Source organism: Frigoribacterium sp. 2-23, assembly GCF_049601585.1.
Lineage (GTDB): Bacteria > Actinomycetota > Actinomycetes > Actinomycetales > Microbacteriaceae > Frigoribacterium.
Window position 1 is genome coordinate 372408 of record NZ_CP187126.1, and the last position, 26266, is coordinate 398673.

Below are 26266 nucleotides of genomic sequence, written 5' to 3' on the forward strand. Positions count from 1 at the left end.
GCGCTCGCGGCCGGCTTCAACGCCGGCGGGATCGGCGGCTTCGGCGGTTCGTCCGCCGGGGGAGGCGGGGGCCTCGGCGGCTCGGGTCTGCCTGCGTCCGCCAAGGACCTGACCGGCGCGCAGAAGGTCGCGGTCATCCTCATGCAGATGGACCAGTCGAAGGCCGCCGTCGTCATGAAGCAGTTCTCCGAGGCCGAGGCGGAGGACATCACGGCCGAGATCGTGCGCCTCCGTCGGGTCGATCCGGCCGTCGCGGACGAGGCGGTCGCCGAGTTCCACGACCTGAGCGTGACCGGGCGGTATCAGCGCCGCGGCGGGCACGACGTCGCCGTCGGGCTGCTCGAGGCGTCGTTCGGCTCCGAGCGGGCCGCCGGCGTCATGGAGCGGCTCGCCTCGAACGCGATGGGCAAGTCGTTCGAGTTCTTGGACGAGGCCGACCCCGGCCAGGTGATCACCCTGCTCGACGGCGAGCTGCCGCAGACGATCGCGCTCGTGCTCGCCCACCTCAAGCCGCAGCAGGCGTCGGCCGTGCTGACCGGCATCGACGTGGGTCTCCGCACCGACGTCGCCCAGGCGATCGCGACGATGGGCACGGCGACGCCCGAGTCGGTCGGGATCGTGTCGACGACCCTCAAGGTCCGTGCCGGGGCCGTCGTCTCGCCCCGCGAGCAGGTCGAGGTCGTGGGCGGCATCCAGCCGCTCGTCGAGATCATCAACCGCAGCGACAGCGCGACCGAGCGGGCCCTGCTCGACGGGCTCGACGCCCGCGACCCGGCCCTCGCCGAGGAGGTGCGCTCGCGCATGCTCACGTTCGAGGACATCGTCAAGCTCGAGTCGCGCGACATCCAGCAGGTGCTGCGCGGCATCGACGCGTCGGTGCTGGCGACGGCGATGAAGGGCGCGCTCCCGGCCGTCGTCGAGGTCATCCGCGGCAACGTGTCCGAGCGCAACCGCGAGCTGCTCGACGACGAGATCGCGGCGATCGGCCCGGTGCGCAAGTCGCAGGTCGAGGAGGCGCGGGCGTCGGTCGTCCGCGCGATCCGCGAGCTCGAGGCGATGGGCGCGATCACCGTGCACCGCGCCGACGAGGACGCGCTCGTCGAGTAGCCGGGCTCGCCGCACTTCGCGACCGTTTCGCGCCGTCGTGCCCCGCGCCTCCGCACTTTGCGACCGTTTCGCGCCGTCGTGCCCCGCGCCTCCGCACTTTGCGACCGTTTCGCAATTCGCGACCGTCCCGGCGCCCGAAAGGCCGCGTGTCGCGACGGATTGGTCGCAATTTTGCGACCAATTCAGGAGGCGCGGGCCGCGTCGCGCAGGATGGTCGCAAAGTGCGAGAGGGGCGGGCGGCACGACATGCCCCCCGTTCGGGATCGGCGCTAACGCCACCCCCACCCCGGCCGACAGTCGCTGATGAGCACGGATCGCTCACCCCTCCGGCCACGGATCGGCCGCCTCACCCCGAACCGCTGAACGGCTTGTGATGCTCGAATCCGTGTTGGCCGCACCCGACGGTGCGACCGCCGCCCCCGCTGACGCCCCCGCGTCGGCTCCGGCGGACTTCACGCGCGTCGTGTACCCGAGTCTGACGCGATCGGGAGCGGCGGTCCCGCCCCACAGCAGCACGCCGTCCTCCACCGGTGCCGAGCCGAGCGTCCGCGCCGTCGCCGACGCCCGTGCCGAGGCTCGCGGTCACGCCGCGGGCTACGCCGCCGGACTCCGCCAGGCCGACGCCGAGCTCGCCGTCCGTCGGGCCTCGCTCGAAGCCGACTTCGCGGCCAGGGCGGCCGGCCTCGAGGAGGCGACCCGTGCCTCCATCGCTGCCCTCGACAGCGCCGCTCGCGCGCTGCAGGCCCGCGTCGCCCCCGTGCTCGCCGAGGCCGAGGAGGCGCTGGTCGCCGTCGCGGTCGAGCTCGCCGAGTCCGTGCTCGGCTACGAGCTCGCGATGTCGGCCGCCTCCGTCGGTTCGCCCAACGATGTGACCCGTCCGGTGCATGTCTCGCCGGGACATGCACCCGACGCGACACCTCGTTCGGAGGCTGGACCTGACGAGGCAGGAGCCGAGGAGGCGCGCGCGGCCGGCCGCACCGCTCGCGCCGCACTCGCGAGGGCCCTGCGCGGGGCCGACGCGCAGATCGTCGCGACCGTGCGCCTGCACCCCGCCGACCTCGCCCAGCTGTCGCCTGAGATCGTGGCGACGGTCGGCGTCCCGCTCGTCGCCGACGCCGGCCTCGCTCGCGGCGACGCCGAGGCCGACCTGCCGAACGGCATCGTCGACGCCCGCCTCGACACCGCGTTCGCCCGGGCGCGGGCCGCGCTCCTGGACGATGCGGCGCTCGCGACGAGCGCGGCGTCGACCGCGGGCTCCGGCTCCGGCTCCGGCTCCGCCTTGGGACCCCGCGCATGAGCGTCGCCTTCGCCGAGCGCCTCTCGGCCGCTCGCGAGGCCGCCCGTCCGCAGCGGGTGGGTCGTGTCACGAGCGCCGTCGGTCTCGGACTGGCCGTCGCGGGTCTCGACGCCGCCGTCGGCGATGTGCTCGAGATCGGCACCGGCCCCGGAGCAGCCCTCGCCGAGGTCGTCGCGACCGGTGCCGACGGTCTGCGCTGCATGCCGCTCGGTCGTCTCGTCGGTGTCACGGCGGGTACGCCGGCCCGCAGCACGGGTCGCCCGCTGCTCGTGCCGACCGGCTCGGGTTTCTTCGGCCGTGTGCTCGACGGGCTCGGCCGTCCGATCGACGGCAAGGGCCCTCTCGTCGGTGCGTCCCGCTCCGACGGACGCCGTGACCCCGTCCGCTTGGTCACACTCGATCACGACACCCCGTCGGCGATGCACCGCGCCCGGATCGACAGCCCGCTGCAACTCGGCGTCCGCGTCCTCGACACGCTGACCGCCGTCGGTCGCGGGCAGCGCGTCGGCCTGTTCGCGGGCTCCGGCGTCGGCAAGTCGTCCCTGCTGTCGATGATCGCGCGCGGCACCGACGCGCAGGTCAGCGTCGTCGCCCTCGTGGGGGAGCGCGGCCGCGAGGTGCGGGAGTTCCTCGAGGACGATCTCGGACCCGAGGGTCTCGCCCGCTCGATCGTGATCGTGTCGACCAGCGACGAACCGGCCCTGATGCGCCTCCGGGCGGCCTTCGTCGCGACGCGGATCGCGGAGTCGTTCCGCGACGCCGGAGCCGACGTGATGCTGATGATGGACTCCCTGACCCGGGTGGCCATGGCCCAGCGCGAGATCGGCCTGTCCGTCGGCGAGCCTCCGGCGACCCGCGGCTATCCGCCGTCGACGTTCTCCGTGCTCGCCGGGTTGCTCGAGCGGGCCGGTACCGACACGGTCGGCTCCGTGACGGGCATGTACACGGTGCTCGTCGACGGCGACGACCACAACGAGCCGATCGCCGATGCCGCGCGGAGCATCCTCGACGGGCACGTCGTGCTCGATCGCAAGCTGGCCGTGACCGGGCACTTCCCGTCCGTGGACGCGCTCGGCTCGGTGTCCCGCGTCGCGGGCAAGGTGACGTCGCCGGCGCAGCGGGAGGCGGCGCGGATGCTGCGGACCGTCATGGCCGCGCGTCGTGCCGCGCAGGACCTCCTCGACGTCGGCGCCTACCAACCCGGGACGAACCCGCTCGTCGATGCCGCGGTGACCCACCAGGGCGAGATCGATGCCTTTCTGCAGCAGGGCATGGACGATCGCGCGCCCGCCGCCGAGTCCTGGCAGCGTCTCGCCGGTCTCGTCCAGAAGCTCGGGGGTGCCTGATGGCCCGGCCGTTCTCGCTGATCGGACTCCTGCGTCTGCGGCACGCCCAGCAGGATCAGGCGGCCGGTCGACTGGCCGACGCGAACGAGCGCCTGCGTGATGCGGCCGATCGCCGGTTCGCCGCGCGTCGCACGCTCGACGAGAGCCCGGTCGAGATCACCGACGCCGCGATGCTGAGCGCCGTCGCCGCAGCCCGGGCGTCGACCCGCGGCATGCTGCACGAGCTCGATGCCGTCGCGCAGAAGCGTCGTGCCGAGGCCGACGAGGCGCAGGCCGCGTTCACCGAGGCCCGGCGTGCCGCGCTCGGTCTCGAGAAGCTCGAGGCGAAGCACGTCGAGGCCGAGGCTGCGGCCGACCTCCGCGATGAGCAGCTCGCCCTCGACGAGATCGCGACGACGTCGTGGCGCCCGCGTCCGGTCGCCTCGGCACCCGACCCCGACCCCTCAGGAGGCGCGGCATGAGCCCCGTGAGCGACGTCCTGTCGAGAATCCACGACATCCAGAACACGATCGCGCAGCTGCGTGGCACGTCGTCGCTGGCCGGTTCCGGCTCCGCGACCGGTGCCGGCGCGGGCACGAACGCGACCAGCGCGTCGGCGTTCGCCCAGGCGCTCGGGGTGACCGGTGCCTCCTCGGCTTCGGGGGTGTCTGGTCTGGGTGCTGGCGGGCTGGCTGCCGATGGTCTGGCGACGGCGCCGTCGGTCGACGCCGTGAAGGGCGCGGTCGCGACCGGCAGCGGGGCCTCGGGTGCCGATGTCGTCGCCGGAGCGAAGAAGTATCTCGGTGTGCCGTACGTGTTCGGGGGCGAGACGGCGGCGGGGATGGACTGCTCCGGTCTCGTGCAGCGGGTGTTCGCCGATCTCGGTGTCAGCATGCCGCGGGTCGTCCCGGACCAGGCGAAGATGGGCGCCGCCGTCCCCTCGCTGGCCGAGGCGAAGCCGGGCGATCTGCTCATCCCGAAGGGGCAGGGGCACATCGTGATCTACCTCGGGGACGGGAAGGTCCTGCATGCGCCGAGACCCGGCAAGGACGTGCAGATCGTCGACAACTGGTACAAGGACTCGGATCTCTCGACGATCCGGCGCATCGTGCCGGGGACGCTCGCGGCGTCGGCCTCCGTGGGCACCGCGTCGGTCGGTGGCGCGTCGGCGGGTGCTTCGGTCGGCGCGTCGTCGCAGACCGACATGATGACCGCGGCGCTCAAGCAGCTCATGTCCTCGGAAGCGATCTCGTGAGTGTCTCGACGACCCTGCCGTTCGGGCAGGCCGTGCCGTTCTCCGGGGGAGCTGCCGCCGAGGGAGCGCGTTCGTCCGCGACGCCGCGGGGGGCGGCCGACCTGGCGTCGTCGTCGTCGGACTTCGGTTCGGCGATGGACGCGGCGCGTGACGCGGCTCGTGATGCAGCTCGTGATGCGGCCCGTCGGGGCGATCGTCAGCACCGCCTCGGCGGCGGGCTCCTGTCGCCGGCCGCAAACCGGGACTCGGCCGCTGCGCGTCAGGACTCGGTTGCTGCCCCTCAGGACTCGGCCGTAGCCCGTCAGGAACTGCGGGAGGCGCGCGCCGGCTCGTCCAGGCGTCTTCCCGCAGAAGCTCCTACGGTTCAAACCGCAGGAACCCCCGGGGCTGCCCCGGACCCGGCTGCCCCGGACCCGGCTGCCCCGGACCCGGCTGCCGCCGGTGCTGGCGCCGCAGTATCCGATGGAGCTGTATCCAATGCAACAGCAGCCGCAGCCACATCCGCTCCTACGGTTCCAACCGCAGGAGCGGATTCGGACACGACCATGGTCTCTTCCGCGGACACGTTCTCGTCCGCGGCAGGCGCGGCGACCGGTGCTGCGTTCGGGCTCGGAAACACCGCATCGGCGGCGACCAACACCGCCCTCGAGTCATCGGCGCCCCCGTCGGGCGCTCCTACGGTTCACATCACAGGAGCCAATTCTCACCCGGCCCCGCTCGCTTCGGCCCCAGCTGGTGTTGGCGTCGACGCGCTCACCTCCGCAACGTCGCCCGCGCCCGTACCCGCGCCCGGTAACGCTTCGGCTCCTACGGTTCAGACCGCAGAAGCCACCGACGCATCTGCTGCCGGGCTGTCCGCTCCTACGGTTTCAACGACAGGAACTGCCAGCGGCACCGCGGGAGCAGCTGCGTCTTCCGCGCAGGTCGGTCCGGCGCAGCTCGCTTCGGCGCAGCTCGCTTCGGCGCGGGCCGACACGGCGTACCCCGCTTCTGTGGTTCAAACCGCATTAGCGAATTCGGGAAACAATCCCTCCTCGGCGGACAACTCCTCCACAGCACCTCAGGCAGCGCCTTCGTCCCCAGCCGCCGCGAACGCGACCGCGACCACGACCACTGCCACCGCTCCCACCCACCCCGCGGCGCTCGCGGCCGCGACCGGCCTCGGAGACGGCACCCGCGCCTCCTCGACGACAGCCGGCACGACAACAGCAGGCAAGACGATGACCGCGACGGCGACGACCGACCCGGCCGCGCACCCGGACCCGGCCCCGGCCCCGGTCACGACCCCGCTCGCCGCCCCCGCGGCAGCGGCCCCCCTTACGACCGCCTCCGCAGCGCCGTCCGGTGCGGCCACCGCCAACGCACAGCCCCCGTTGGCGCAGCAACTCTTCCGCCCGCTGTTCTCACTCGCTGCCGCCGGCCCCGGCCAGCACGTCGTCACCGTCACGGTGTCGCCCGAGTCCCTCGGTACCGTCACGGTCCGCGCCCACGTCGGAGCCCACGGCATGCACGTCGAGATGTTCGCCGCGAGCGACGCCGGGCGTGACGCCGTCCGGGCGATCCTGCCCGACCTCCGTCGCGACCTCGGCGGGCAGGGGATGCAGGCGAGCGTCGACCTGTCCTCGCAGAACCAGCCGTCCGATCCCCGCGGAGGACGCGAGCCCGGTCAGACGTCCGGCGACGGTCAGCCGCAGCGCCCGGCCGAGCCGCCGGTATCCGGGGTCGCCCGAGCCACCGGCGCGGACGGCCGGCCCGGCTCCGGCCAGCTGGAAACCGACCTGCACGACCTGCACGACCCGCACCGTGCCTCCTCGTCCCTCCTGACGTCGCTCGACGTCCTCGCCTGAACGGAACGCCAGATGCCCCTCGACGGAATCACCGGCACGGTCGACCCGGCCACCACGGCCGCGGCCCTCGCCGCCAACAAGGCGACGCGCACGCCCAAGCAGACCCTCGACAGCGAGGTGTTCATGCAGCTCCTCGTCACGCAGCTGCGCAACCAGGACCCGTCGTCGCCGATGGACACCAACGCGATGATCTCGCAGACCACCCAGCTCGCGATGATGGAGCAGGTCACCAACCAGACCACGACCGCGAACGAGAACTTCTCGCTGCAGATGCGCATCGCGGCCTCGAACCTCGTCGGCAAGCAGGTCAGCTACACGGGCCCCGACGGCAAGGACGTCACCGGCGTCGCGACGAGCGTCTCGTTCACCGACTCCGTGCCCAAGGTCTCCGTCGGCGGGAAGGAGGTCGCGTTGGATCTCATCTCGGGCATCACCGCGCCCGCCCCCGCCTAGCCCGCCGCGCCTCCCCGGCTGCGCCCCGGCCCGCCGCGTGCATGCAGCGGCACCCCAGACATCACCACACACCCATCGAAAGGCAGCTCCCATGCTCCGCTCGCTCTACTCCGGAATCTCCGGCCTCCGCTCGCACCAGACGATGCTCGACGTCACGGGCAACAACATCGCCAACGTCAACACGGCCGGCTTCAAGGGCTCGACCACGCAGTTCCAGGACACGCTGTCGCAGATGACGCAGGGCGCGGGCGGCCCCCAGACCGGCATCGGCGGCACGAACCCCGCGCAGATCGGTCTCGGCGTGCAGGTCGCCGGCATCTCGACGAACTTCGCGCAGGGTTCGGCGCAGGCGACCGGCAAGGCGACCGACCTGATGATCTCGGGCGACGGCTTCTTCATCACCCGCCTCGGCAACGACACCGTCTACACCCGCGCCGGAGCCTTCGACTTCGACGCCGACGGCCGCCTCGTCTCGGCCGACGGCAAGATCGTCCAGGGCTACTCGGCGACCAACGGCGTCGTCAACGACGGAGGCGCGGTGGGCGACATCACGCTGCCCCTGAACGGTGCGGCACCGGCCACGGCCACGACCGCGGCGAACGTCGCGGGCAACCTGCCGTCCGACACCCCGGACGGCTCCGTCCTCACGCGCGACACCAAGGTCTACGACGCCTACGGCAAGGAGCGCACGCTCACCCTGTCGTTCACGCGTAACGGCGACAACTGGTCCGTCACGGGAGTCGACGGCGTCGGTGCCCCCGGCTCGGCGCAGCTGCAGTTCGTCGACGGCAAGCAGACCGGCGCGGCCTCGCTCGTCGTCGGCGGTGTCACGGTCGATCTGTCCAAGATCACCGGGTTCGCGACGCTCAACACCGTCTCGGTCACCGACCAGAACGGTCGCGAGGCCGGCACGCTGCAGGGCTTCTCGCTCTCGAAGGACGGCACGCTCGTCGGTCAGTTCTCGAACGGCGAGTCGCTCGCCGTCGGCCGGATCGCCCTCGCGACCTTCGCCAACCCGGTCGGCCTCGAGAAGACCGGCGCCTCGGGTTACCGTGCGACCGCGAACTCGGGCAACGCGACCATCGGCATCCCCGGCTCGCCCGGTGTCGGCTCGCTCGCCAGCGGCACCCTCGAGATGTCGAACGTCGACCTGTCGCAGGAGTTCACCAACCTGATCGTCGCCCAGCGCGGCTTCCAGGCGAACGCCCGCATCATCACGACGTCCGACGAGGTGCTGCAGGAGCTCACCAACCTCAAGCGCTAGCCGCCCGCCGGCCCCGCCTCGAACTCTGTTGCGGAAGAAGAACCCCTGTTCACCGGGGTTCATCTTCCGCAACGGGGTTCTTCTCGCCGGCAGCTGCAGCCGCGGCAGCGCCGGCGGCCGCCGCCCCGCCGGCAGCAGCGGCAGCCGCGAACGCCGCCCGCAGCCTCCGCCCGCGCGCCGGGTTCAGCGCCTCGACCCAGGCGATCCGCCCGAGCAGGTGCGCCCGGAACTCGGGCACCCCGCGCCGGTTCTGCGCCTCGAACCCCGTCCGGGCCGCATTGTGCAGCACAGCCCGGAGCTCGTCGTAGGAGGCGCGGGTCACGTTCGTCCCGGAGTTCACGACGACCCCGGTGACCGTCTGCCGCGTCGCCGCCCCTCGCACGCGCGTCTTGCGCGGGTTGATCGTGTGCCCCTCGTCCGCGACGATCCGACCGACCCCGCGGACGAACGCGTCCGCCCGTGCCGCGAGCCCGGTCCCGCCGCTGAACGCGAGGTCGTCGGCGTAGCGCGTGTACGTCGCCCCGGCGGCCGCGGCATAGCCCGTGAGTCGCGAGTCGAGCCTCCTCGTCGCGATGTTCGCGAGCGCGGGCGAGGTCGGCGCCCCCTGGGCGACGTGCGCGACGGCCAGTGCCCGCCGTAATGCGAAGCGTTCGTCGACGGACCCGCCCGGCGGCATCGCCGACAGCACGGCGGCCGGCACCCGCGTCGTGCACAGTCCGGTCAGCACGTGGGCGACGGCGTCGGGCAGCCCCTCACGGCGGAGCGCGCCGAACACCCGCCCGGCCGTGACGTGCGCGAAGAACGACGTGAGGTCGAGCGCGATGACCACCTCGGAGTCGCTGTGCAGCCCGGCGCCCGTGATCGCGCTGCGCCCCGGGACGAACCCGTGGGCGGCGTCATGCAGCGGCACCGCCGACAGCACCCGATCGAGAACGGCCCGCTGCAGGTCCCGCAGCCGGAAGCCGGGCACCTCGAGCAGCCGAGGAGTGCGCCCGGGGCGGGGTCGCCACTCGTAGCGGTGATGCTGCAGGGCCCCCTGGGCGATGCGGGTGTTCCAGCCGCGCGGGTCCGCGAACCAGTCGAGCTCGCCGACGGTGACTCCGAGCAGGCGTGCCACGTCGGCGACCCCGTCGAGGCCGAGGAGGCGCGGGTCGGCCGAGCGCGCCTCCTCCGTCACGATCGCGGGGTGCACGATGCGCAGCGAGCGGCCCGTCGCGGCGGCTCGTGCCCGGCCCCGCCCCAGGGCGGCGCTCGCGTGCACGACGTCGGCGAGCAGCCGCGCCTCGTTCTGCGGGACCCGGGGGAACACGCGGCGGATCTCGTGCGCGAGCCCGCGGTGCCACGGGGCGGGCTCGTCGCCGAGGGCGCGGGCGATCGCGGTCGCGAGCGCGCTCTCGTGCCAGGCGGGCGCGTCGAGCAGCGCGGCCGCGAGCCCCGTGGCGACGGCGTCGGCCCTGCCCGTCGGCGGCCTCAGGACCGGCCGCCCGACTCGGGTGATCGGCGACGGGAGGACGACTCGTGCGTCGGTCCGTGCCGCTGGCCGCGCGCAGCGCGGTGGGCGGCTCGGGGAGCGGTGCCGTGGTCGATCTGCGTGCCCCGGGGTAACCCCGGAGAGGCCTGCTCAGCGCGTGAGCCGGCCGCCTCGTCCCCCCGTCGCGTCACCCGGTCACCGTAACCCGCGCCTCCTCGGCTCCGCCAGCCCCGCATGCCGGGTGTACCGTCGAAGCAAAACAACGCCCGTCGTTCATCTCGATCCGCCGAGCATCGGGGCTGTGCGAGGGCGTGACCCGCAGAGAGAGAAGCGCCCCGTGAAAGCACTGCAGTACCGGACCATCGGCTCCCGCCCCGAGCTCGTCGAGATCGAGAAGCCGACGCCCAAGGCGTCCGAGATCCTGCTGCGGGTGACCGCGGCGGGCGCCTGCCACTCGGACGAGTTCATCATGGGCGCCTCCGCCGAGGACTACTACTTCAAGCCGTTGCCGCTCACCCTCGGGCACGAGGTCGCCGGTGTCGTCGAGGCGATCGGCGACGGCGTCACCGACGTCGAGATCGGCGAGTCCGTGATCGTCTACGGCCCCTGGGGCTGCGGGCGCTGCTACCACTGCGCCAAGGGTGACGAGATGAACTGCGAGAAGGGCATGCGCGCCCCGGGCATCTTCAGCGACGGCGGCATGGCCGAGTACATGATCGTCGACGACGCCCGCCACCTGGTGCCGCTGGGCGACCTCGATCCGGTCGACAACGTCTCGCTCACGGATGCGGGGCTCACCCCGTACCGGGCCGTGAAGTCGGCGCTGCCGAAGCTGACCCCCGGCACGACGGCCGTCGTCATCGGGGCGGGCGGGCTCGGGCACGTCGCGATCCAGCTGCTGAAGGCGCTGACGCAGTCGACCGTCATCGTGCTCGACCTCGGCCCCGAGCAGCTCGAATTCGCGACGAAGGTGGGCGCGGACCACACCTTCGCCTCGAACCCCGACGCGGTCGAGCCCATCAGGGAGTTGACCGGTGGCCTCGGTGCCGACGTCGTCTTCGACTTCGTCGGCATCCAGCCGACCGCGGACCTCTCGGCCGCCCTCGTCGCCCGGGCCGGCAGCGTCGTCATCGTGGGTGTCGCGAGCGGGGCCGTGCCGATCGGCCAGACGACCGTGCCGCTCGACGTGACCGGTCGCGCGATCAACTGGGGCTCGCGTGCCGAGCTGATGGAAGTCGTCGAGCTCGCCAAGCGCGGCGCCATCCGCATCCACACCGAGCGGTTCTCCCTCGACGAGGCGACCACCGCCTACGAGAAGCTGCACAACCGCGAGATCCGCGGGCGTGCCGTGATCGTCCCGGGGCGCTGACGCCCCTCGGGTCGCCGCACCTGCACCGAAAACCCCGTTGCGGAAGAAGAACCCCGTTGGACACGGGTTCTTCTTCCGCAACGGGGTTCTTCGTGTGTGCCGCCTCACAGAAGGAGGCGCGGTGCCGATGCACCGCGCCTCCTCCCGTCAACGCGACGGAACCGACTCAGTTCGAGTAGACGCTGGGGTCGCTCGCGCCGACGGCGACCAGGGCGATGATCGAGATGATGTAGATGATGATGGCGGCGAAGCCGACGATGATGCCGGTCAGGGCGAGGCCGCGACCCTTCTCGCCCGTGCGCTTGATCTGCGACAGGGAGATGAAGCCGACGATGATGCCGACGATCGGGATGACGAAGCCGCCGATGATGGCGACGATCGAGAGGACGTTGTACTTCTCGGTCGGGGCGGGCTGGTTGCTGTAGGGCTGGGGCGTGGTCATGACTGCTCCTGATGGGTGATCGGACGATGAGCTCAGCGCCCGGTCGAATCCCCCCAGGTGCAGAGCGCCCTCAATATACCGAGTTCCGGCTCTCCAGGGGATTCATTTCATGGCGTCGTCGTGTCTCAGGTGTGACCGACGTAACGCCCCTGCTTGTGGTTCATGGCGAGCACGAGGTTCAGCACGACCGCGCCGGCGGCCGACAGCAGCACGGTCAGCGGCGAGACGACGGTCAACGACGCGAGCACGATCAGCACGTCGACGACCATCTGGACGTAGCCGGCCCGCCAGCCGAGGCGCTCCTGCAGCACGAGGGCGAGCACGTTGACACCGCCGAGGCTGGCCCCGTGACGGAAGAGGATCAGCAGCCCGATGCCGACGAGCAGGTTGCCGCCGAGGGTGCCGTAGACCGGGTTCAGCCGGTCGATGTGGAACATCAGCGGGTGCAGGTACGAGAACGCCGAGACGAGGGCGACCGTGATCACCGTCCGGATGGTGAACCCGACGCCCTTCTTCCAGATCGCCAGCGCGAAGAACGGCACGTTCACCAGCAGGAACAGGACGCCGAACGACAGATGCGTCGCGTAGCTCACGAGCAGCGCCAGACCTGCCGTACCGCCCGACACCGAGCCGCTCTGCTTCAGCAGGAACAGCCCGAAGGAGGCGGTGAAGACACCCGTCAGAACCCCGGCCACGTTCTCGGCGAGCGAGTGCTTCGTCGCGTCGGCGGTCGCGGCCTCGTCGGTCAGGGCGGGGTCGTCCACGCCCGGGGTGCTCTGGTCGGTCACCGGGACATCTTGCCAGCCCCGCCGCCGCTCCCGTGCCGTCGGACCCTCGCGTCCCGGCGAAACCCTCTCGCGCAGGCGAGGGTTCCGCCGCAACGCGGGGGTCTGCCCGCGCGGTCTCGTCGCTCAGTCGCGCCGAGGCTCGGCGAGTGCCTCGGCTTGCAGCGCCCCGAGCAGCGCGAGGGCGTCGCCGTCGGGCGACCCGACGGGCGACCCGACGGGCGCGGTGTAGAGCACCAGGAACTGGTTCTGCTCGGTGATCGCAAGGGTGTCGCAGTCCACCGTCACCGCGCCGACCGCCGGAAGCCGGAAGGTCTTCGTGAGTGCCGGTGAGGGTTGCACGTCGTGCCGCTCCCAGAGGCGGGCGAACTCGGTGTTCCGGGCGCGCAGCTCGTCGACGAGCCCGACGACCTCGCCGTCGTCGGGGTGCTGCGCCACTGTGGCGCGCAAGCGCATCACGACGTGCTGTTGGAACTCGGCGCCGTCGGACAGCCCGTATGGCGTGTCCGGGGGCTCGTCGAGCGTGTCGGCGGGGAAGGCCTGACGGGCCAGGTTTCGGCTCGCCCGATCGCGAAGCGAGAAGTCCTCCAGGAGTGCCGCCGCGAGCGGATTCCAGGCGAGCACCTCGAAATCGGCCGAGATGACGATGGCTGCGGTGTAGGGCATCCGACCGATCGCCGCGAGGATTCCCGGGCGGACCGTGCGGTCGACTGTCCCGTGGTGCAGCGGTGCGGTGCCGGCTAGGAGATGCAGGTGAGCGGACTCGGCATCGGTGAGGCGGAGTGTGCCCGCGATGCCTGCCAGGACCTCCGAGGAGGGGCGGGGCGCGCGACCCTGCTCGAGCCGGACGTAGTACTCGGTGGAGATGTGTGCCAGCACGGCGACTTCCTCCCGGCGGAGTCCGGGCGTACGACGCCGCGTCCCCGACGGCAACCCGACGTCCTCCGGCCGGAGGCGCTCCCTCCGGGAGCGGAGGAACGTCGCGAGCTGCTGTCTGTCCATGTGCCGAGTCTGCTCTGCCGGGGCGTGTGCACGGTGGTACCGGATGTACCTGGCTCCCTTCGTCGTGACGAGGGGAGGCTGATCGCATGACAACCGACACCACCACCACACACCGTCCCCTCGGCCTGCTCTCCGACAAGGTCGTCTTCGTCTCCGGTGCCAGCCGCGGCATCGGGGCCGCGGCCGCCCGTCTCTTCGCTCGGGAGGGCGCCTCCGTCGTTCTGGCAGCCCGCAGCACGGGTGCCCTCGACGCCGTGGTCGCCGACATTCGCGAGGGCGGCGGCATCGCCGACGCCGTCCCGCTCGACCTCGCCGACCCCACCAGCATTCGAGCGGCCGTCGAGCGGGTCGACGCGCTGCACGGTCGCCTCGACGGCGCGTTCAACAATGGCGCCGCCATCCAGGAGCCCGGCCCCCTCGACGAGACGAGTGACGACGATCTCGAGACCCAGTTCGCCGTGAACTTCCGGGGGCACTGGGTCGCGATGACGGCGCAGGCCGCCCTGATGCGCCGTTCCGGCGGTGGGGCCATCGTGAACACGTCGAGTATCGGGAGTCGCCGCGCGAACCCCGCCCTGCCCGCTTACGGTGCGATGAAGCGAGCCCTGAACAGCATCACCGAGACCGCCGCGGTGACCTGGGCGCCCGAGGCGATCCGGGTGAACGGCATCACCCCGGGTGGGACGGCCACCGAGATGATCGAGGCGTGGGAGGCCGCGACGCCGGGCGTGACCGAGCAGATCAACGCCTCGGTGCCGCTCGGTCGGATGGCTCGCCCCGAGGAGGTCGCCGAGGTGGCAGCCTGGCTGCTGAGCGACCGTGCCTCGATGGTCACCGGCGCGATCGTGCCGGTGGATGGGGGCGCCGGCGCCTGACAGGGGCGGGCCGCACCCCGGACAGCCGCGCCGCAGGCCCTCAGCGACCCGCCAGCGCGAGTGTCACGGCGCCGCCGACGATCACGACCACCGCGAGCAGCGAGGCGACGACCGGGTGCCGCTGCGGCCACGACTGCAGCTCTGGTGCGAGGCGCTCGAGCTGGGCGGGCGTGAGCGGCTGCTCCGCCGTGGGCCGAGCCGCGCCGAGCGCCTCGGCGAGTTCGACGAGGTCGGCGGGCCTCCACCAGGTCGTCGTCAGGGTCAGGCGCCGACCGTCGGCGCCGCGCACGATGAGCTTGCTCACCGGCTGCAGGGCCTTCATCAGCGCGAGCACGGAACGGTGCCCCGGCTCCAGCGACACCGTCGTCGTATGCCCGAAGCGCGTGTACCGGAGTGCCCGCGCGTCGAGGGTGACGCGCGATCGCGTGAGATACCAGGTCGCGCCGAGTCCGATCACGACGATCATGAGGGGGAACGTCACGAGTGCCGTCGGCCCGAGGCGATACCCGAGGACGGTGAGCACGACGGCGGCCCCCGCAGCCCGGGGCAGGAGGCCCGTCGCGAACTGCCGCAGATCCGGACGGCGGGTGATGACGCGGTCCGTCGAAGCCGTGGTGACGGTCGCCGCCCTCGCGACGTGCATCGAGGGGTGGTCGGATGAAGGGGTGTGTGACGACATCGGTTCTCCAGAACAAGTGGAATGTGCAATGTCACACACCCTAGGGTCGTCGAGAGCGGCGTGACAACCGGCACCGCGCCTCCTGTGGACAGATGCATTGCCCTTCTGTCGCAAGGCAAAAAGGCGGGCTCATTTCTGACAGAATCCCGGAGGCGCCCCGCGGCGCCCGCAGGGAAGGAACCACCATCGACGCCACCGTCAAGTCGCAGGTCGACCAGGTCTGGAACGCCTTCTGGTCGGGCGGCATCGCGAACCCGCTGAACGCTATCGAGCAGATGACCTACCTGCTCTTCATCCGTCGCCTCGACGAGGTGCATACGCGTGAGGAGAACCGGTCGAACGCGACCGGCCAGCCGATGCGGACGAGGGTCTTCCCCGACGGCAGCGACGACACGGCACGTCGACCGCGTCCCTACGACGACCTGCGCTGGTCGCGCTTCAAGAACTTCACTGCGGCCGAGATGTTCGATGTCGTCGAGCAGAACGTGTTCCCGTTCATCCGACGCCTCGGCGAGGAGGGCTCGTCGTTCGCGGCGAACATGGCGGACGCGCGGTTCGGCATCCCGACGCCGGCCCTCCTGTCGAAGGTGGTGGACCTGCTCGATCACATCCCGATGGAGGCGCGGGACACCAAGGGCGACATATACGAGTACATGCTGAGCAAGCTCGCGACCTCCGGTCAGAACGGGCAGTTCCGCACATCTCGTCACATCATCCAGCTGATGGTCGACATGATCGCGCCCGGCCCGAAGGATACGATCATCGACCCGGCGGCGGGTACCGCAGGATTCCTCGTCGCGGCGGCCGAGTACCTCGACCAGCACCATCCCGAGATCTACAGCGACCCGGCGGCGATGGCGCATTTCAACAACGCGGCCTTCACCGGTTTCGACTCCGACGCGTCGATGTCGCGGATCGGCAGCATGAACATGCTGCTGCACGGGGTCGAGAACCCGGTGATCGAGCGCCGCGACAGCCTCGCCCAGGGGCACGCGGACGCCGCGGAGCGCTACTCGGTTGTGCTCGCCAACCCGCCCTTCGCGGGCAGCCTCGACTACGAGTCCACGGCCACGGACCTGTTGTCGATGGTGAAGACGAAGAAGACGGAGTTGCTCTTCCTGGCGCTGATGCTGCGCCTGCTGAAGAACGGCGGGCGTGCCGCCGTGATTGTGCCCGACGGAGTCCTCTTCGGCTCGTCGAAGGCGCACAAGGACATCCGCAAAATGCTCGTCGACGACCACAAGCTCGACGCCGTGGTCAAGCTACCCAGCGGGACCTTCAAGCCCTACACCGGGGTGTCGACCGCGATCCTCTTGTTCACGAAGACGAGCTCGGGTGGTACGGACAACGTCTGGTTCTACGACGTCCGTGCCGACGGCTTCACGCTCGACGACAAGCGCACCCCGGTCGAGGCGAACGACCTGCCCGACGCGCTCGCTCGGTGGAAGACGATCGGTGACGCCGACTCGCCCGAGCGGGAGCGCCCCCGCACCGCGCAGTCGTTCTTCGTGCGGCGCGACGAGATCGTCGCCGAGGGCTACGACCTCAGCATCAACCGCTACCGCGAGGTCGAGCACGAGGAGGCGGTGCACCGGTCCCCGGAAGAGATCCTTGCCGACCTCGCCGCCCGTGAGCGCGAGATCGCCGACGGACTCGCGTCATTGAGGCGTGAGATCGCATGAGCAGGCTCGCAGATATAGCTCAAATAAATCCGCGGCAGGAGAAAGCAGTAGATGACGGCCGCCTCGTGTCGTTCCTGAGCATGGCTGACGTCAGTGAGGAGGGTTCTACGACGCCAGGTGAGACTCGCGAATATCGTGAAGTCCGCCGGGGCTATACACCTTTTCAGCGAGGCGATGTGCTCGTTGCGAAGATCACCCCGTGCTTTCAGAATGGCAAAATCGCCCAAGCCCTTACAGAACATCACCTCGGGTTTGGCTCTACTGAATTCCATGTGATTCGACCTGACAGTGCAAAAGCTGACACGCGCTACGTAATGCATCTTTTGCGGACCCCTGTGATTCGCATCGCGGGGGAGCGCTTCATGACGGGGAGTGGCGGCCAGCGACGAGTGCCACCGAGCTACCTCGGGAATCTGGAGGTACCTCTCCCACCGCTCCCCGAGCAGCGCCGCATCGCCGCCATCCTCGACCAGGCCGACGAGCTTCGAGCCAAGCGCCGCCGAACCCTCGCCCTACTCGACTACCTTCCAGAGCAAATCTTTGCGGAGACGTTCCTCAGTGCTGGTCGTGCCCAGTCCTCCCTGGAAGAGCTGGCGACTTGGCAGGCCGGAGGGACACCCTCTCGGTCGGAACATGCCTACTTCTCGGGTGACATTCCATGGATGACATCGGGTGAGCTCGGGCCCATTCGTGCCTCTGCGTCCAAAGAGATGTTGACCTCGGATGCAATCGCCCATTCGTCGGCCAAGATGATCCCAGAGGGGTCACTTTTGCTCGGCATGTACGATTCGGCTGCGCTCAAATCGAGCATCAGTGTGGGTAGGGTCTCCTGTAACCAGGCAGTAGCGTTCGGTGTACCGCTGGTTGATGTCAGTCCAGAATTCCTTTATTTTGCAGTTCAATCTCAGCGGGCTAGCGTGCTCGCTCGGAGGCGGGGCGCGAGGCAAAAGAACCTCAATCTCTCGATGATCCGAAGCATCACTGTGCCGGATGCGTCAGCGGCCGAACGCCTGGCATTTGCTCGCACGGTCAATAGAATCGAAACTTTGAGACGAGCCGCGGAGGCGCACCTCGCCCACCTCGACGAGCTCTTCGCCTCCCTGCAGCACCGCGCCTTCACCGGGCAGCTCTGAGGCGTAGGCGGCAGGTCCAAGACGAGCCGCGCCTCCTACCCCCGGCTCAGCAGCGAGTTCACGTACCGGTTCAGGCTCACGCCCTGTCGTGCGGCCGCGATCGTCAACCAGCGGTGCATGTCGGGTGTGGTCCGCAGGCGGAACTCTCCGCTGAACCGGCGCTCGCCGAAGGAGGCTGGCACGGGTTCCCCGCTCTCCACGAGGTCGTCGACGACCTCGCCGACCAGCGTGCGCAGGCCCGCGAGCGCCGCGTCCTGATCGGCGTCGAGCCACGAGAGCGACGGGAACTCCGCCACGGTCGCCGCGTACTCCTGGTCGTCGGCCGACCAGGCGACCGCGTAGCTGTAGTGCCGCACATCGGGGGTGCTGAGCACGGTGTTCATCGTTCCTCCATCTTGTCGATCGCCGCCAGGACCTGCTTGACCTGGTAGGCCTTCGCCTTGCCGTGGTCATTCTGGATGTTCACCCGTGGGTCTCCCTGCCACGGCATCCGGTAGACCGAGTGGCTCCCGCCCCTTCGGCGCGGTTCGCCGAACTTGTTGTCGCAGACCTTCTCAAGGTCTGCGAAGCGGACATTCGCTGGGTTCTTTCGCATGCTGGTGATGATCGAATCGAGGGAACCCACTCCATTATGGTTCCACTATCGACACCGCTTCGCAAGCGATGAACCACCTCTTGGGGGCTTGGTCGCCCGAGCGACCCGCCGATAGGCTGACGCCACACGCACCAGGGGGGCCAGCGGCGGTCATGAGCAACTTCGACTTCATCCGGCAGGGCTGGCCGGAGCTCGCCGAGCAGGCCCGCCGTGCCGAGCATTACGCCGTCGGCGACCCTCGCACGTCGCTGTTCTATGCCCGCCGTGCTCTCGAGGCCGCTGTCGAGTGGACGTTCCGTGCCGATGCCTCCCTCGGTCCCGTCTACCGTGAAGACCTCAACGCGAGGCTGCACGACGCCTCCTTCATGCACCTCGCGGGCCCGGCCGTCCTCGACAAGATGCACGTCATCCGCCAGCGCGGCAACGCGGCGGTCCACCGCGACGCCCCGGTGACCGTCCGCGAGAGCGAGGCGACGGTTCGCGAGCTCTTCCACGTCTTCGTGTGGTTCGCGTCGACCTTCGCCCTCACCCCGGACGCCCGCCCGGCGGCCGGGCTGCGCTTCGACGCAGCGCTCGTGCCGTGCCCCCGGGTGAGCACCGCCCAGACGACTCGAGCCGAGACCGAGCAGCTCGCCGAGCGACTGCGCGTCGCGGACGATGAGCTCGCACGAGCCGAACAGGCCAACGTCGCGCTCGAGGCGGAGCTCGAGCAGCTCCGGGCTCAGGTGGCAGCGGCCAAGCCCGTCAACGTCGCCCACCCGGTGCCGCACGACTTCCAGGAGGCGCAGACCCGGGCCGACCTGATCGATCCTCTGTTGAGGGAGTCGGGGTGGCTGCTCGACCAGGCCCGCGATCGCGAGTACCCGGTCATGGGGCTGCCCGACCGCGACGGCGGCGACACGGCGACGGGCCGAGCCGACTACGTGCTCTGGGGCGCGGACGGCAAGCCGCTCGCGGTCGTCGAGGCCAAGCGGGCCAGCTCGGACGCCCTCGTGGGCCAGCAGCAGGGTCGCCTCTACGCCGACGCGCTGGAGCGCGAGTTCAGCCAGCGGCCCGTCATCTACGTGACCAACGGTTTCGAGACCTGGCTGTGGGACGACCTCGCCTACCCGCAGCGTCGGGTCCAGGGCTTCGCCACACGGGACGAGCTGCAGTGGCTCGTCCAGCGCCGCCAGAGCCAGACCCCACTGACACCTCCCGCGATCGACTCGGCCATCGTCGACCGCCTCTATCAGCAGCAGGCGATCACGCGCGTGACCGAGGCGTTCGACGCCCACCAGCGGCGCGCGCTCCTCGTCATGGCCACCGGCACGGGCAAGACCCGCACGGTCGTGGCGCTCGCCGACTCCTTGATGCGGGCGAACCGCGTCAAGCGGGTGTTGTTCCTTGCCGACCGTGTCGCGCTCGTGCGGCAGGCGGCCCGGCGCTTCGTCGAGTTCTTGCCGGACGAGACGGTCGTGAACCTGGTCGAGACCAAGGACGTGACCGGTCGCGTCTCCGTCTCGACCTATCAGACGATGATGGGCCTCATCGATCAGCGGGACGCGGACGGCGTGCGCCGGTTCGGGCCGAACCACTTCGACCTGATCGTCGTCGACGAGGCCCACCGCTCGATTTACCAGAAATACCGGTTCCTCTTCGACTGGTTCGACGCCCTCGTGGTCGGCCTCACGGCGACCCCCAAGGACGACGTCGACCACGATACCTACGAGCTCTTCGGCCTCGAGTCCGGCGTCCCCACCGACTCGTACGACCTCGAGCGGGCCATCGACGACGGCTACCTCGTGCCGCCGGTGGGTCGAGTCGTGGCGACCCGCTTCACGCGTCAGGGCATCCGCTACGACGACCTCAGCGACGACGAGAAGGAGCGCTGGGAGGAGGAGGACTGGGGTGAGGAGATCCCGGACGCCGTGGACGCCTCGGCCGTGAACGACTGGCTCTTCAACCGCGACACCGTCGACGGCGTCCTCAAAGTGCTGATGGCCGAGGGGCGCACCGTCGGGGGTGGCGACACGATCGGCAAGACGATCGTTTTCGCCCGGAACCAGGCGCATGCCCGGTTCATCGAGGAGCGTTTCAACGCGAGCTACCCGCACTTCCACGGCCTGCTCGCTCAGGTGGTGACCTACCAGACCCCGAACCCCGGCCACTTCATCGACGAGTTCTCGAACCCCGACCGCATGCCGCAGATCGCCATCTCGGTCGACATGCTCGACACCGGCATCGACGTGCCCGACGTCGTCAACCTCGTCTTCTTCAAGCCCGTCGGGTCGAAGACCAAGTACTGGCAGATGGTCGGTCGCGGCACGCGCCTCCGTACCGAGCTCTACGGGCCGAACGGCCAGGACACGGACGGCGTGTCTGACCGCGCCGGCGACAAGAAGGACTTCGTCATCTTCGACGTCGGCGGCAACATCGCCTACTTCAACGCCGACGTCCCCGAGGCTCCGACCAGCACGACCCGATCGCTGCGTTCCCGTCTCTTCCTCGCGCGCCTCCGTCTCCTGCAAGGTCTCGACCACCAGGAGGCGCGGGCGGGCGACGAGGTCCAGCTCCGTTACGATCTCGCGGCGCTGCTGCACGGGCGGGTGGCAGGCATGACCGCGGCCAACGTCCTCGTGCGGCCTCACCGCCGTGTCGTCGAGCGCTTCGCCCAGGGACGCGAGTGGGCGTCGCTGGACGACGACGCGGTCGCCGCAGCCGTGGAGGTCGCCGACCTGCCCTCGACGGCCGACGCCGCCGATACCGACGAGGACGCCAAGCGCTTCGACCTGCTCGCACTCAGGGCTCAGCTCGGCGTGCTCGAAGGTGCGCCCGGCTTCGCCAGCGCTTGTGCCCGCATCATGTCAATCGCCAAGGCCCTGTCGGCACAGCGCAACATACCGGCGGTAGGGGCCCAGGGTGAGCTGCTCGACCAGGTCGTGACGCCCGAGTGGTGGGACGGCGTCACGGTGACTCAGCTCGAGGCGATGCGACGCGCCCTGCGCGGCCTCGTCCAGCTCGCCCCGCGAGCAGAGCAGCGCGTGGTCTACACGGACCTCGACGACGAGGTCGACGTGCTCGACGACATCGAAATCGTGCTCGGCGCCGGGACGGCCATCGACCGGGAGCGGTTCCGCGCGAAGACTCTGGCGTTCCTCCGAGCTCATGAGAACCACCTCGTGCTGGCCAAGCTGCGGAAGGGCGCGCCCCTGACCGAGCAGGACGTGGTGAGCCTCGAGACCCTTCTACTCGAGAGCGGCGAAGTCGATCCCGCGCACCTCGCCCTTGCCGTCGAGGAGGCGCAGGGCCTCGGCCACTTCATCCGCTCTGTCGTCGGCATGGACCGCGCTGCGGTGAGCGACGCGCTCAGCGCGTTCATCGCGGGGACGCGCTTCACAGGCAACCAGCTCGCCTTCGTCAACCTGATCGTCGATCGCCTCACGGACCACGGCCGGGTCAGCAAGGCTCTCCTTTACGAGCCGCCTTTCACCGCGTGGGCGCCCACCGGGCCCGATGATCTCTTCGAGACCGCCGTGGTTCGCGACCTCTTCCAGGTGCTCGACCGCATCGACGCCTCGGCCGAGGCTGGCTGACCGGCTGTATGCCACCGGGCTCAGAGAGCAGGCCGTAGTGGCGAGAACCCGCGCCGCCCACTAACGAGGCGTCGCCCCCGGCCGATAGTCCCCCCTGAGCAGCTCAGGACGAGCACTCACCCCGCCCCCACGGATGGAGGCGGGAGACACAGACCTAGGACGGGCCGATGATCGTCGTCACGCGACTCAACGACAGCAGATTCGCTGTCAATCCGGACCTCATCGAGCGCATCCATGAGGTCCCCGACACGACGTTGATCATGGTGGACGGCGCGAAGTACATCGTGACCGAGCCGATGGCCGACGTCATCGACATGATCGCGCGCTACCGGGCCCGCATCGTCGCCCTCGCGTACGACGAGCCCGCCCTGCCCGCCGCGACGACCGCCCGCACGACCGGCCCGCAGCTCGGCCTCGTCCGCGGCTCGACCGGCGACGGCGTCGTCAGCGCGTTCCCCGCAGCCGCAGTCCCCGCAACAGCCCCCGCCACCCCCGAGGGGCGCTGACCATGGATCCCGCAACGATCATCGGCATCCTCCTCGCCTTCGGCGCCCTGTTCGGCATGATCAAGCTCGAGGGCGTGCACATCGAGGGTCTGCTGCTGCCGGCCCCCATGCTGCTCGTCTTCGGTGCGACGATCGCCGTCGGTATCGCCGGCACGACCCTCAAGGACTCGATCGCGGCGTTCAAGGCGATCCCGCGGGCGTTCACCGGCAAGGTGATCCCGCCGCAGTCGGTCATCGACGACGTCGTGGCGCTCGCCGAGAAGGCGCGCAGCGAGGGCCTGCTGTCGCTCGAGGCCGAGGCCGAGAAGCACGACGACCCCTTCTTGAAGGGCGCGCTGCAGAACATCGCCGACGGCACCGACGGCGAAGAGCTGCGCATCCTGCTTGAGGACGAGATCGAGTCCCGGGTCGCCGCCGACCGCAGCGCGGCGAAGTTCTTCATGAGCCTCGGCGGCTACGCCCCCACCGTCGGCATCATCGGCACGGTCGTGAGCCTCACGCACGTGCTCGAGAACCTGGCCTCGCCCGACGAGCTCGGCCCCCTCATCGCGGCCGCGTTCGTCGCCACGCTCTGGGGTCTGCTCAGCGCCAACTTCATCTGGTTGCCGTTCGGTTCGCGGCTGAAGAAGCTCGCGGATCTCGACGAAGCCCGCATGACGCTGCTGCTCGAAGGCGTCCTGGCCGTCCAGGCGGGAAGCCAGCCGCGCCTCCTCGGCGAACGCCTCAAGGCGATGGTGCCGGTCCAGAGTCTCAAGGGAGGCGCGGGCAAGGCCGGTAAGGCAGCCAAGGGCGAGAAGGCGGGCAAGGGCACCGCGAAGGACCAGGAGCTGGCCGCGTGAGCGGCTCGCGCGGCGGCCGCAAGAAGAAGGCGCACGCCGAGGACGAGCACCCCGACGAGCGCTGGATGGCGTCGTACATGGACATGATCACGGTGCTGATGTGCATGTTCATCGTGCTGTTCGCGATGTCGAGCGTCGACCAGGACAAGTACATCGCGCTCCGCAACTCGCTCGCGACGGGGTTCGGGCAGACCGACGTCGGCAAGGTCGATTCCGCCAAGGGCACCGTCGTGCCGCCCGACGAGGTGTCGAAGACGGGCGACGGCTACGCCATCGGCGACGCCAAGGAGAAAAGCGCGAGCGCCGCGTCGGGGCAGGCGAATACCGCCGTCGACCTCGCCCAGAAGGAGCTCGACGACCTCACCGCGATCAAGCAGGCGATCACGGCGAACCTCGAGGGCACGGGGCTCAAGGCCGACGTCGAGTTCGCGACGGACGCGCGCGGCCTGACCGTGCGTCTCGTCGGCAGCGAGACGTTCTTCGGCACGAACAGTGCCGACCTGAGCGACACCGCGGTGCGGGTGATGGATGCGATCGCCCCCGTGCTCAAGACGTCCGAGCACGACGTCTCGGTCGAGGGCCACGCCGATCAGCGCAACTCGACGGCGCCCTACGCCACGAACTGGGAGTTGTCGAGCGCCCGGGCGACGCAGGTCCTCCGCGACCTCGTCGAGCGCGGCGGCATGCCCGAGGGGCACATCCAGGCCGTCGGCTTCGGGTCGTCGAGGCCGCTGGCCACGGGGGCCACCGACACCGACTTCGCCTCGAACCGGCGCGTCGACATCGTCGTGCTGTCGAACCAGAGCGACGACGTGAGCGCGCTCATCCCCGAGCTCGAGAAGAAGGTCGAAGGCGCCGGAGGCACGACTCCCGCCACGACCACGACCGACACCTCCGGCGCGGGCACGACCGGCACGACCACGACGAGCACGGACAAGACCAGCACCGACAAGACCGGCACCGACAGGACGAGCACCGACAAGAAGAAGAAGGAGGCAACCCAGTCCGGGGGGCACTGACGCTTCTCTTCTAACGCGCTGAGCACGACGGACGATAGGTGCCGTCGTGACCCTGATCGACGCCTCCGCACCGACGGCAGCACCGATGGCCGCGCCGGCGACCCCGCCCGCGCCTCCCGCCGGTGTCTTCGCGCGCCCGTCGCGGCAGGTCGAGGTCTACGACTTCCGTCGTCCGACGACGCTCGCGCGCGAGCACTCCCGCGTGCTGGAGCTCGCCTTCGACACGTTCGCGCGCCAGTGGGGCACGCAGTTGACGGCCAAGGTGCGCGTGCTGTCGCAGGTCACCTGCGAGCAGGTCGGCATGTACACGTACGACGAGTACGCGTCGTCGCTGCCGGCGACCACCGCGATGGTGCTCTGCCCGCTGGAGGGCATCGGCCCGAAGGCCGTCGTGCAGTTCCCGTCGGCGGCCGCGCTCACGTGGGTGAGCCACATGCTGGGCGCATTGAAGCCCGCGCCCACCCCCGAGCGCACGTTCACGCCGATCGAGCAGGCCCTCGTCCGTCGCCTCATGGAGGACGCGCTCGACGACCTCCGCTACTCGTTCGGCTCGCTGCTCGTCGACCAGATCGGCATCGGCGGGTTCCAGTACAACTCGCAGTTCGCCCAGGCGGCGCAGAAGTCCGACCTGATGATCGTCGCGTCGTTCGAGATCCGGGTCGGCGAGCGCGTCGCCCCGGGCACGGTGGCGATCCCGGCCGAGGTGCTGCTGCCGCAGCTCGGCGAGGCGAACCCGACGATCAACTCGGCCGACGCGCGCGAGCTGCTCGGCGCCCAGCTGGCCGGGGTGCCGGTCGGCGTCTCGCTGCAGTTCGCCCCTGCGGCCGTCGTGCCGAGTGTCGTGCTCGGGCTCGCCGTCGGCGACGTGCTGCCGCTGCCGCACCCGCAGAACCGTCCGCTCGCGATCGTCGTCGATGGTCAGCCCGTCGGTCGCGCGGCCGTCGGGGCCAACGGCTCCCGGCTCGCGGGGATCGTCGTCTCCACCTCTCTGACCGGCACCGAAGAAGGAACCTCATGACCGTGGCCACCATCACCCTGCACACCGCCGCGGCGGAGGCCCTGGTCGCCCAGCTGCCCACCCCGGCGCCGCTGCGGGCCGTGCCTCTCGACGCGACCATCGCCTCCGGAGCCCGCACCGCCGCCCGCGACGTCGTGCTGACCTCGTTCGTCGGTGCCGTCTCGGCCGACCTCGCCCTCGTGCTCGTCGACATGGACCAGCTCGCCGCCGCGGCCGGCACCGACTCGCCGCTCGTCTCGGTGACGGACGTGCTGCGCCCCGCGCTTGAGGCCGCCACGGCGACCCTCGGCGCCGGCGTGCTCGGCGAGAGCCGTCGCGAGCCGGCCGAGGCGCTGCTCGCCGACCCCGACACCGTCGTCTTCGACCTGACCGCCGCGGGTGCACCCGCCGGCTGGTTCGCCATCCGCATCCGCGAGAACGGAACCGTGGGAGGCGCGGTGCAGCCCGCCTCGCCGACTCCCGTGTTCTCGTCGATCGCCGGCAACCTCGGCCGCATCAACAACGTCGAGATGAGCCTCACGGTCGAGATCGGCCGCACCCGGATGTCGGTGCGCGACGTGCTGGGCCTCGAGCCGGGTGCCGTCATCGAGCTCGACCGCTCGGCCGGAGCCCCCGCCGACGTGCTCTTGAACGGCCGGCTGATCGCGCACGGCGAGGTCGTCGTCGTCGACCAGGACTACGCGATCCGCATCACGAAGATCCTCGACGTCGCCGAGGGACTCGCCTGA

The 26266-nt window shown here is 70.4% G+C and carries 25 protein-coding genes; 18 read left to right on the forward strand and 7 right to left on the reverse strand.

The window, feature by feature from the left end; translation table 11 throughout:
- Positions 1 to 87 precede the first annotated feature (87 nt).
- From fliG to ACPEEZ_RS01815, 8 genes are all read left to right on the forward strand, one after another.
- Positions 88 to 1107 (forward strand): flagellar motor switch protein FliG, encoded by a 1020-nt coding sequence (fliG, locus tag ACPEEZ_RS01780; RefSeq protein WP_423924318.1) that lies wholly within the window; start codon positions 88 to 90, stop codon positions 1105 to 1107.
- Between the two features lie 373 nt (positions 1108 to 1480).
- Positions 1481 to 2404: a hypothetical protein gene (locus tag ACPEEZ_RS01785; RefSeq protein ID WP_423921958.1), complete on the forward strand. Its 924-nt coding sequence runs from the start codon at positions 1481 to 1483 to the stop codon at positions 2402 to 2404.
- A complete protein-coding gene (locus ACPEEZ_RS01790; RefSeq protein WP_423921961.1) occupies positions 2401 to 3750 on the forward strand; it encodes a FliI/YscN family ATPase in 1350 nt (449 codons plus the stop codon). The genes ACPEEZ_RS01785 and ACPEEZ_RS01790 overlap by 4 nt, the downstream gene beginning before the upstream one ends.
- On the forward strand, positions 3750 to 4211 hold the full coding sequence (locus tag ACPEEZ_RS01795; RefSeq protein ID WP_423921963.1) for a flagellar export protein FliJ: 462 nt from the start codon (positions 3750 to 3752) through the stop codon (positions 4209 to 4211). Before ACPEEZ_RS01790 ends, ACPEEZ_RS01795 begins: the two co-directional genes overlap by 1 nt.
- Positions 4208 to 4984: a C40 family peptidase gene (locus ACPEEZ_RS01800; RefSeq protein WP_423921966.1), complete on the forward strand. Its 777-nt coding sequence runs from the start codon at positions 4208 to 4210 to the stop codon at positions 4982 to 4984. Before ACPEEZ_RS01795 ends, ACPEEZ_RS01800 begins: the two co-directional genes overlap by 4 nt.
- A gap of 1220 nt (positions 4985 to 6204) precedes the next feature.
- Entirely contained in the window at positions 6205 to 6831 is a 627-nt protein-coding gene (locus tag ACPEEZ_RS01805) for a flagellar hook-length control protein FliK (protein ID WP_423921968.1), read from the forward strand.
- A 12-nt stretch (positions 6832 to 6843) separates the two neighbouring features.
- Complete coding sequence (locus ACPEEZ_RS01810) at positions 6844 to 7284, forward strand: flagellar hook capping FlgD N-terminal domain-containing protein (protein WP_423921971.1); 441 nt, start codon at positions 6844 to 6846, stop codon at positions 7282 to 7284.
- 91 nt (positions 7285 to 7375) lie between these two features.
- A complete protein-coding gene (locus ACPEEZ_RS01815; protein ID WP_423921974.1) occupies positions 7376 to 8548 on the forward strand; it encodes a flagellar hook protein FlgE in 1173 nt (390 codons plus the stop codon).
- 49 nt (positions 8549 to 8597) lie between these two features.
- On the opposite strand, the gene ACPEEZ_RS01820 is transcribed toward ACPEEZ_RS01815, so the two are convergent.
- Positions 8598 to 9857, reverse strand: a complete 1260-nt coding sequence (locus ACPEEZ_RS01820; protein ID WP_423921977.1) for a reverse transcriptase family protein — start codon at positions 9855 to 9857, stop codon at positions 8598 to 8600.
- A 499-nt stretch (positions 9858 to 10356) separates the two neighbouring features.
- On the opposite strand from ACPEEZ_RS01820, the gene ACPEEZ_RS01825 reads away from it, so the two are divergent.
- Positions 10357 to 11388, forward strand: a complete 1032-nt coding sequence (locus ACPEEZ_RS01825; RefSeq protein WP_423921979.1) for an NAD(P)-dependent alcohol dehydrogenase — start codon at positions 10357 to 10359, stop codon at positions 11386 to 11388.
- Positions 11389 to 11554: 166 nt separating this feature from the next.
- Here ACPEEZ_RS01825 and ACPEEZ_RS01830 read toward each other — a convergent pair whose 3' ends face one another.
- The 3 genes from ACPEEZ_RS01830 to ACPEEZ_RS01840 all read right to left on the reverse strand — a co-directional run bounded on the left by ACPEEZ_RS01830 (position 11555) and on the right by ACPEEZ_RS01840 (position 13617).
- A complete protein-coding gene (locus ACPEEZ_RS01830) occupies positions 11555 to 11830 on the reverse strand; it encodes a DUF4190 domain-containing protein (RefSeq protein ID WP_423921982.1) in 276 nt (91 codons plus the stop codon).
- 125 nt (positions 11831 to 11955) lie between these two features.
- Positions 11956 to 12594, reverse strand: coding sequence for a YitT family protein (locus ACPEEZ_RS01835; protein WP_423924320.1), 639 nt, complete (start codon positions 12592 to 12594; stop codon positions 11956 to 11958).
- 147 nt (positions 12595 to 12741) lie between these two features.
- The gene (locus ACPEEZ_RS01840; RefSeq protein WP_423921984.1) at positions 12742 to 13617 is read right to left on the reverse strand and encodes a helix-turn-helix transcriptional regulator; all 876 of its coding nucleotides are present in this window, start codon (positions 13615 to 13617) and stop codon (positions 12742 to 12744) included.
- 86 nt (positions 13618 to 13703) lie between these two features.
- Between ACPEEZ_RS01840 and ACPEEZ_RS01845 the strand changes: the two genes are divergently transcribed.
- Complete coding sequence (locus tag ACPEEZ_RS01845) at positions 13704 to 14492, forward strand: SDR family NAD(P)-dependent oxidoreductase (RefSeq protein ID WP_423921987.1); 789 nt, start codon at positions 13704 to 13706, stop codon at positions 14490 to 14492.
- Between the two features lie 40 nt (positions 14493 to 14532).
- Here ACPEEZ_RS01845 and ACPEEZ_RS01850 read toward each other — a convergent pair whose 3' ends face one another.
- Positions 14533 to 15135: a hypothetical protein gene (locus ACPEEZ_RS01850; protein ID WP_423921989.1), complete on the reverse strand. Its 603-nt coding sequence runs from the start codon at positions 15133 to 15135 to the stop codon at positions 14533 to 14535.
- 221 nt (positions 15136 to 15356) lie between these two features.
- Between ACPEEZ_RS01850 and ACPEEZ_RS01855 the strand changes: the two genes are divergently transcribed.
- On the forward strand, positions 15357 to 16853 hold the full coding sequence (locus ACPEEZ_RS01855) for a type I restriction-modification system subunit M (RefSeq protein ID WP_423924322.1): 1497 nt from the start codon (positions 15357 to 15359) through the stop codon (positions 16851 to 16853).
- Positions 16850 to 17986 (forward strand): restriction endonuclease subunit S, encoded by a 1137-nt coding sequence (locus ACPEEZ_RS01860; RefSeq protein WP_423921992.1) that lies wholly within the window; start codon positions 16850 to 16852, stop codon positions 17984 to 17986. The genes ACPEEZ_RS01855 and ACPEEZ_RS01860 overlap by 4 nt, the downstream gene beginning before the upstream one ends.
- A 35-nt stretch (positions 17987 to 18021) precedes the next feature.
- On the opposite strand, the gene ACPEEZ_RS01865 is transcribed toward ACPEEZ_RS01860, so the two are convergent.
- Positions 18022 to 18369, reverse strand: coding sequence for a type II toxin-antitoxin system HicB family antitoxin (locus ACPEEZ_RS01865; protein WP_423921995.1), 348 nt, complete (start codon positions 18367 to 18369; stop codon positions 18022 to 18024).
- Positions 18366 to 18611 (reverse strand): toxin HicA, encoded by a 246-nt coding sequence (locus ACPEEZ_RS01870; protein WP_423921998.1) that lies wholly within the window; start codon positions 18609 to 18611, stop codon positions 18366 to 18368. Before ACPEEZ_RS01870 ends, ACPEEZ_RS01865 begins: the two co-directional genes overlap by 4 nt.
- Positions 18612 to 18733: 122 nt before the next feature.
- On the opposite strand from ACPEEZ_RS01870, the gene ACPEEZ_RS01875 reads away from it, so the two are divergent.
- The 6 genes from ACPEEZ_RS01875 (at position 18734) to fliN (ending at position 26266) form a co-directional block, all read left to right on the forward strand.
- On the forward strand, positions 18734 to 22156 hold the full coding sequence (locus ACPEEZ_RS01875) for a DEAD/DEAH box helicase family protein (protein ID WP_423922000.1): 3423 nt from the start codon (positions 18734 to 18736) through the stop codon (positions 22154 to 22156).
- 167 nt (positions 22157 to 22323) lie between these two features.
- Complete coding sequence (locus ACPEEZ_RS01880) at positions 22324 to 22662, forward strand: flagellar FlbD family protein (RefSeq protein WP_423922003.1); 339 nt, start codon at positions 22324 to 22326, stop codon at positions 22660 to 22662.
- A gap of 2 nt (positions 22663 to 22664) precedes the next feature.
- Positions 22665 to 23501 (forward strand): motility protein A, encoded by an 837-nt coding sequence (locus tag ACPEEZ_RS01885; RefSeq protein ID WP_423922006.1) that lies wholly within the window; start codon positions 22665 to 22667, stop codon positions 23499 to 23501.
- Positions 23498 to 24520, forward strand: coding sequence for an OmpA/MotB family protein (locus tag ACPEEZ_RS01890; RefSeq protein WP_423922009.1), 1023 nt, complete (start codon positions 23498 to 23500; stop codon positions 24518 to 24520). Before ACPEEZ_RS01885 ends, ACPEEZ_RS01890 begins: the two co-directional genes overlap by 4 nt.
- Positions 24521 to 24566: 46 nt before the next feature.
- Entirely contained in the window at positions 24567 to 25538 is a 972-nt protein-coding gene (locus ACPEEZ_RS01895) for a flagellar motor switch protein FliM (RefSeq protein WP_423922012.1), read from the forward strand.
- Positions 25535 to 26266: a flagellar motor switch protein FliN gene (gene fliN / locus ACPEEZ_RS01900; protein WP_423922015.1), complete on the forward strand. Its 732-nt coding sequence runs from the start codon at positions 25535 to 25537 to the stop codon at positions 26264 to 26266. The genes ACPEEZ_RS01895 and fliN overlap by 4 nt, the downstream gene beginning before the upstream one ends.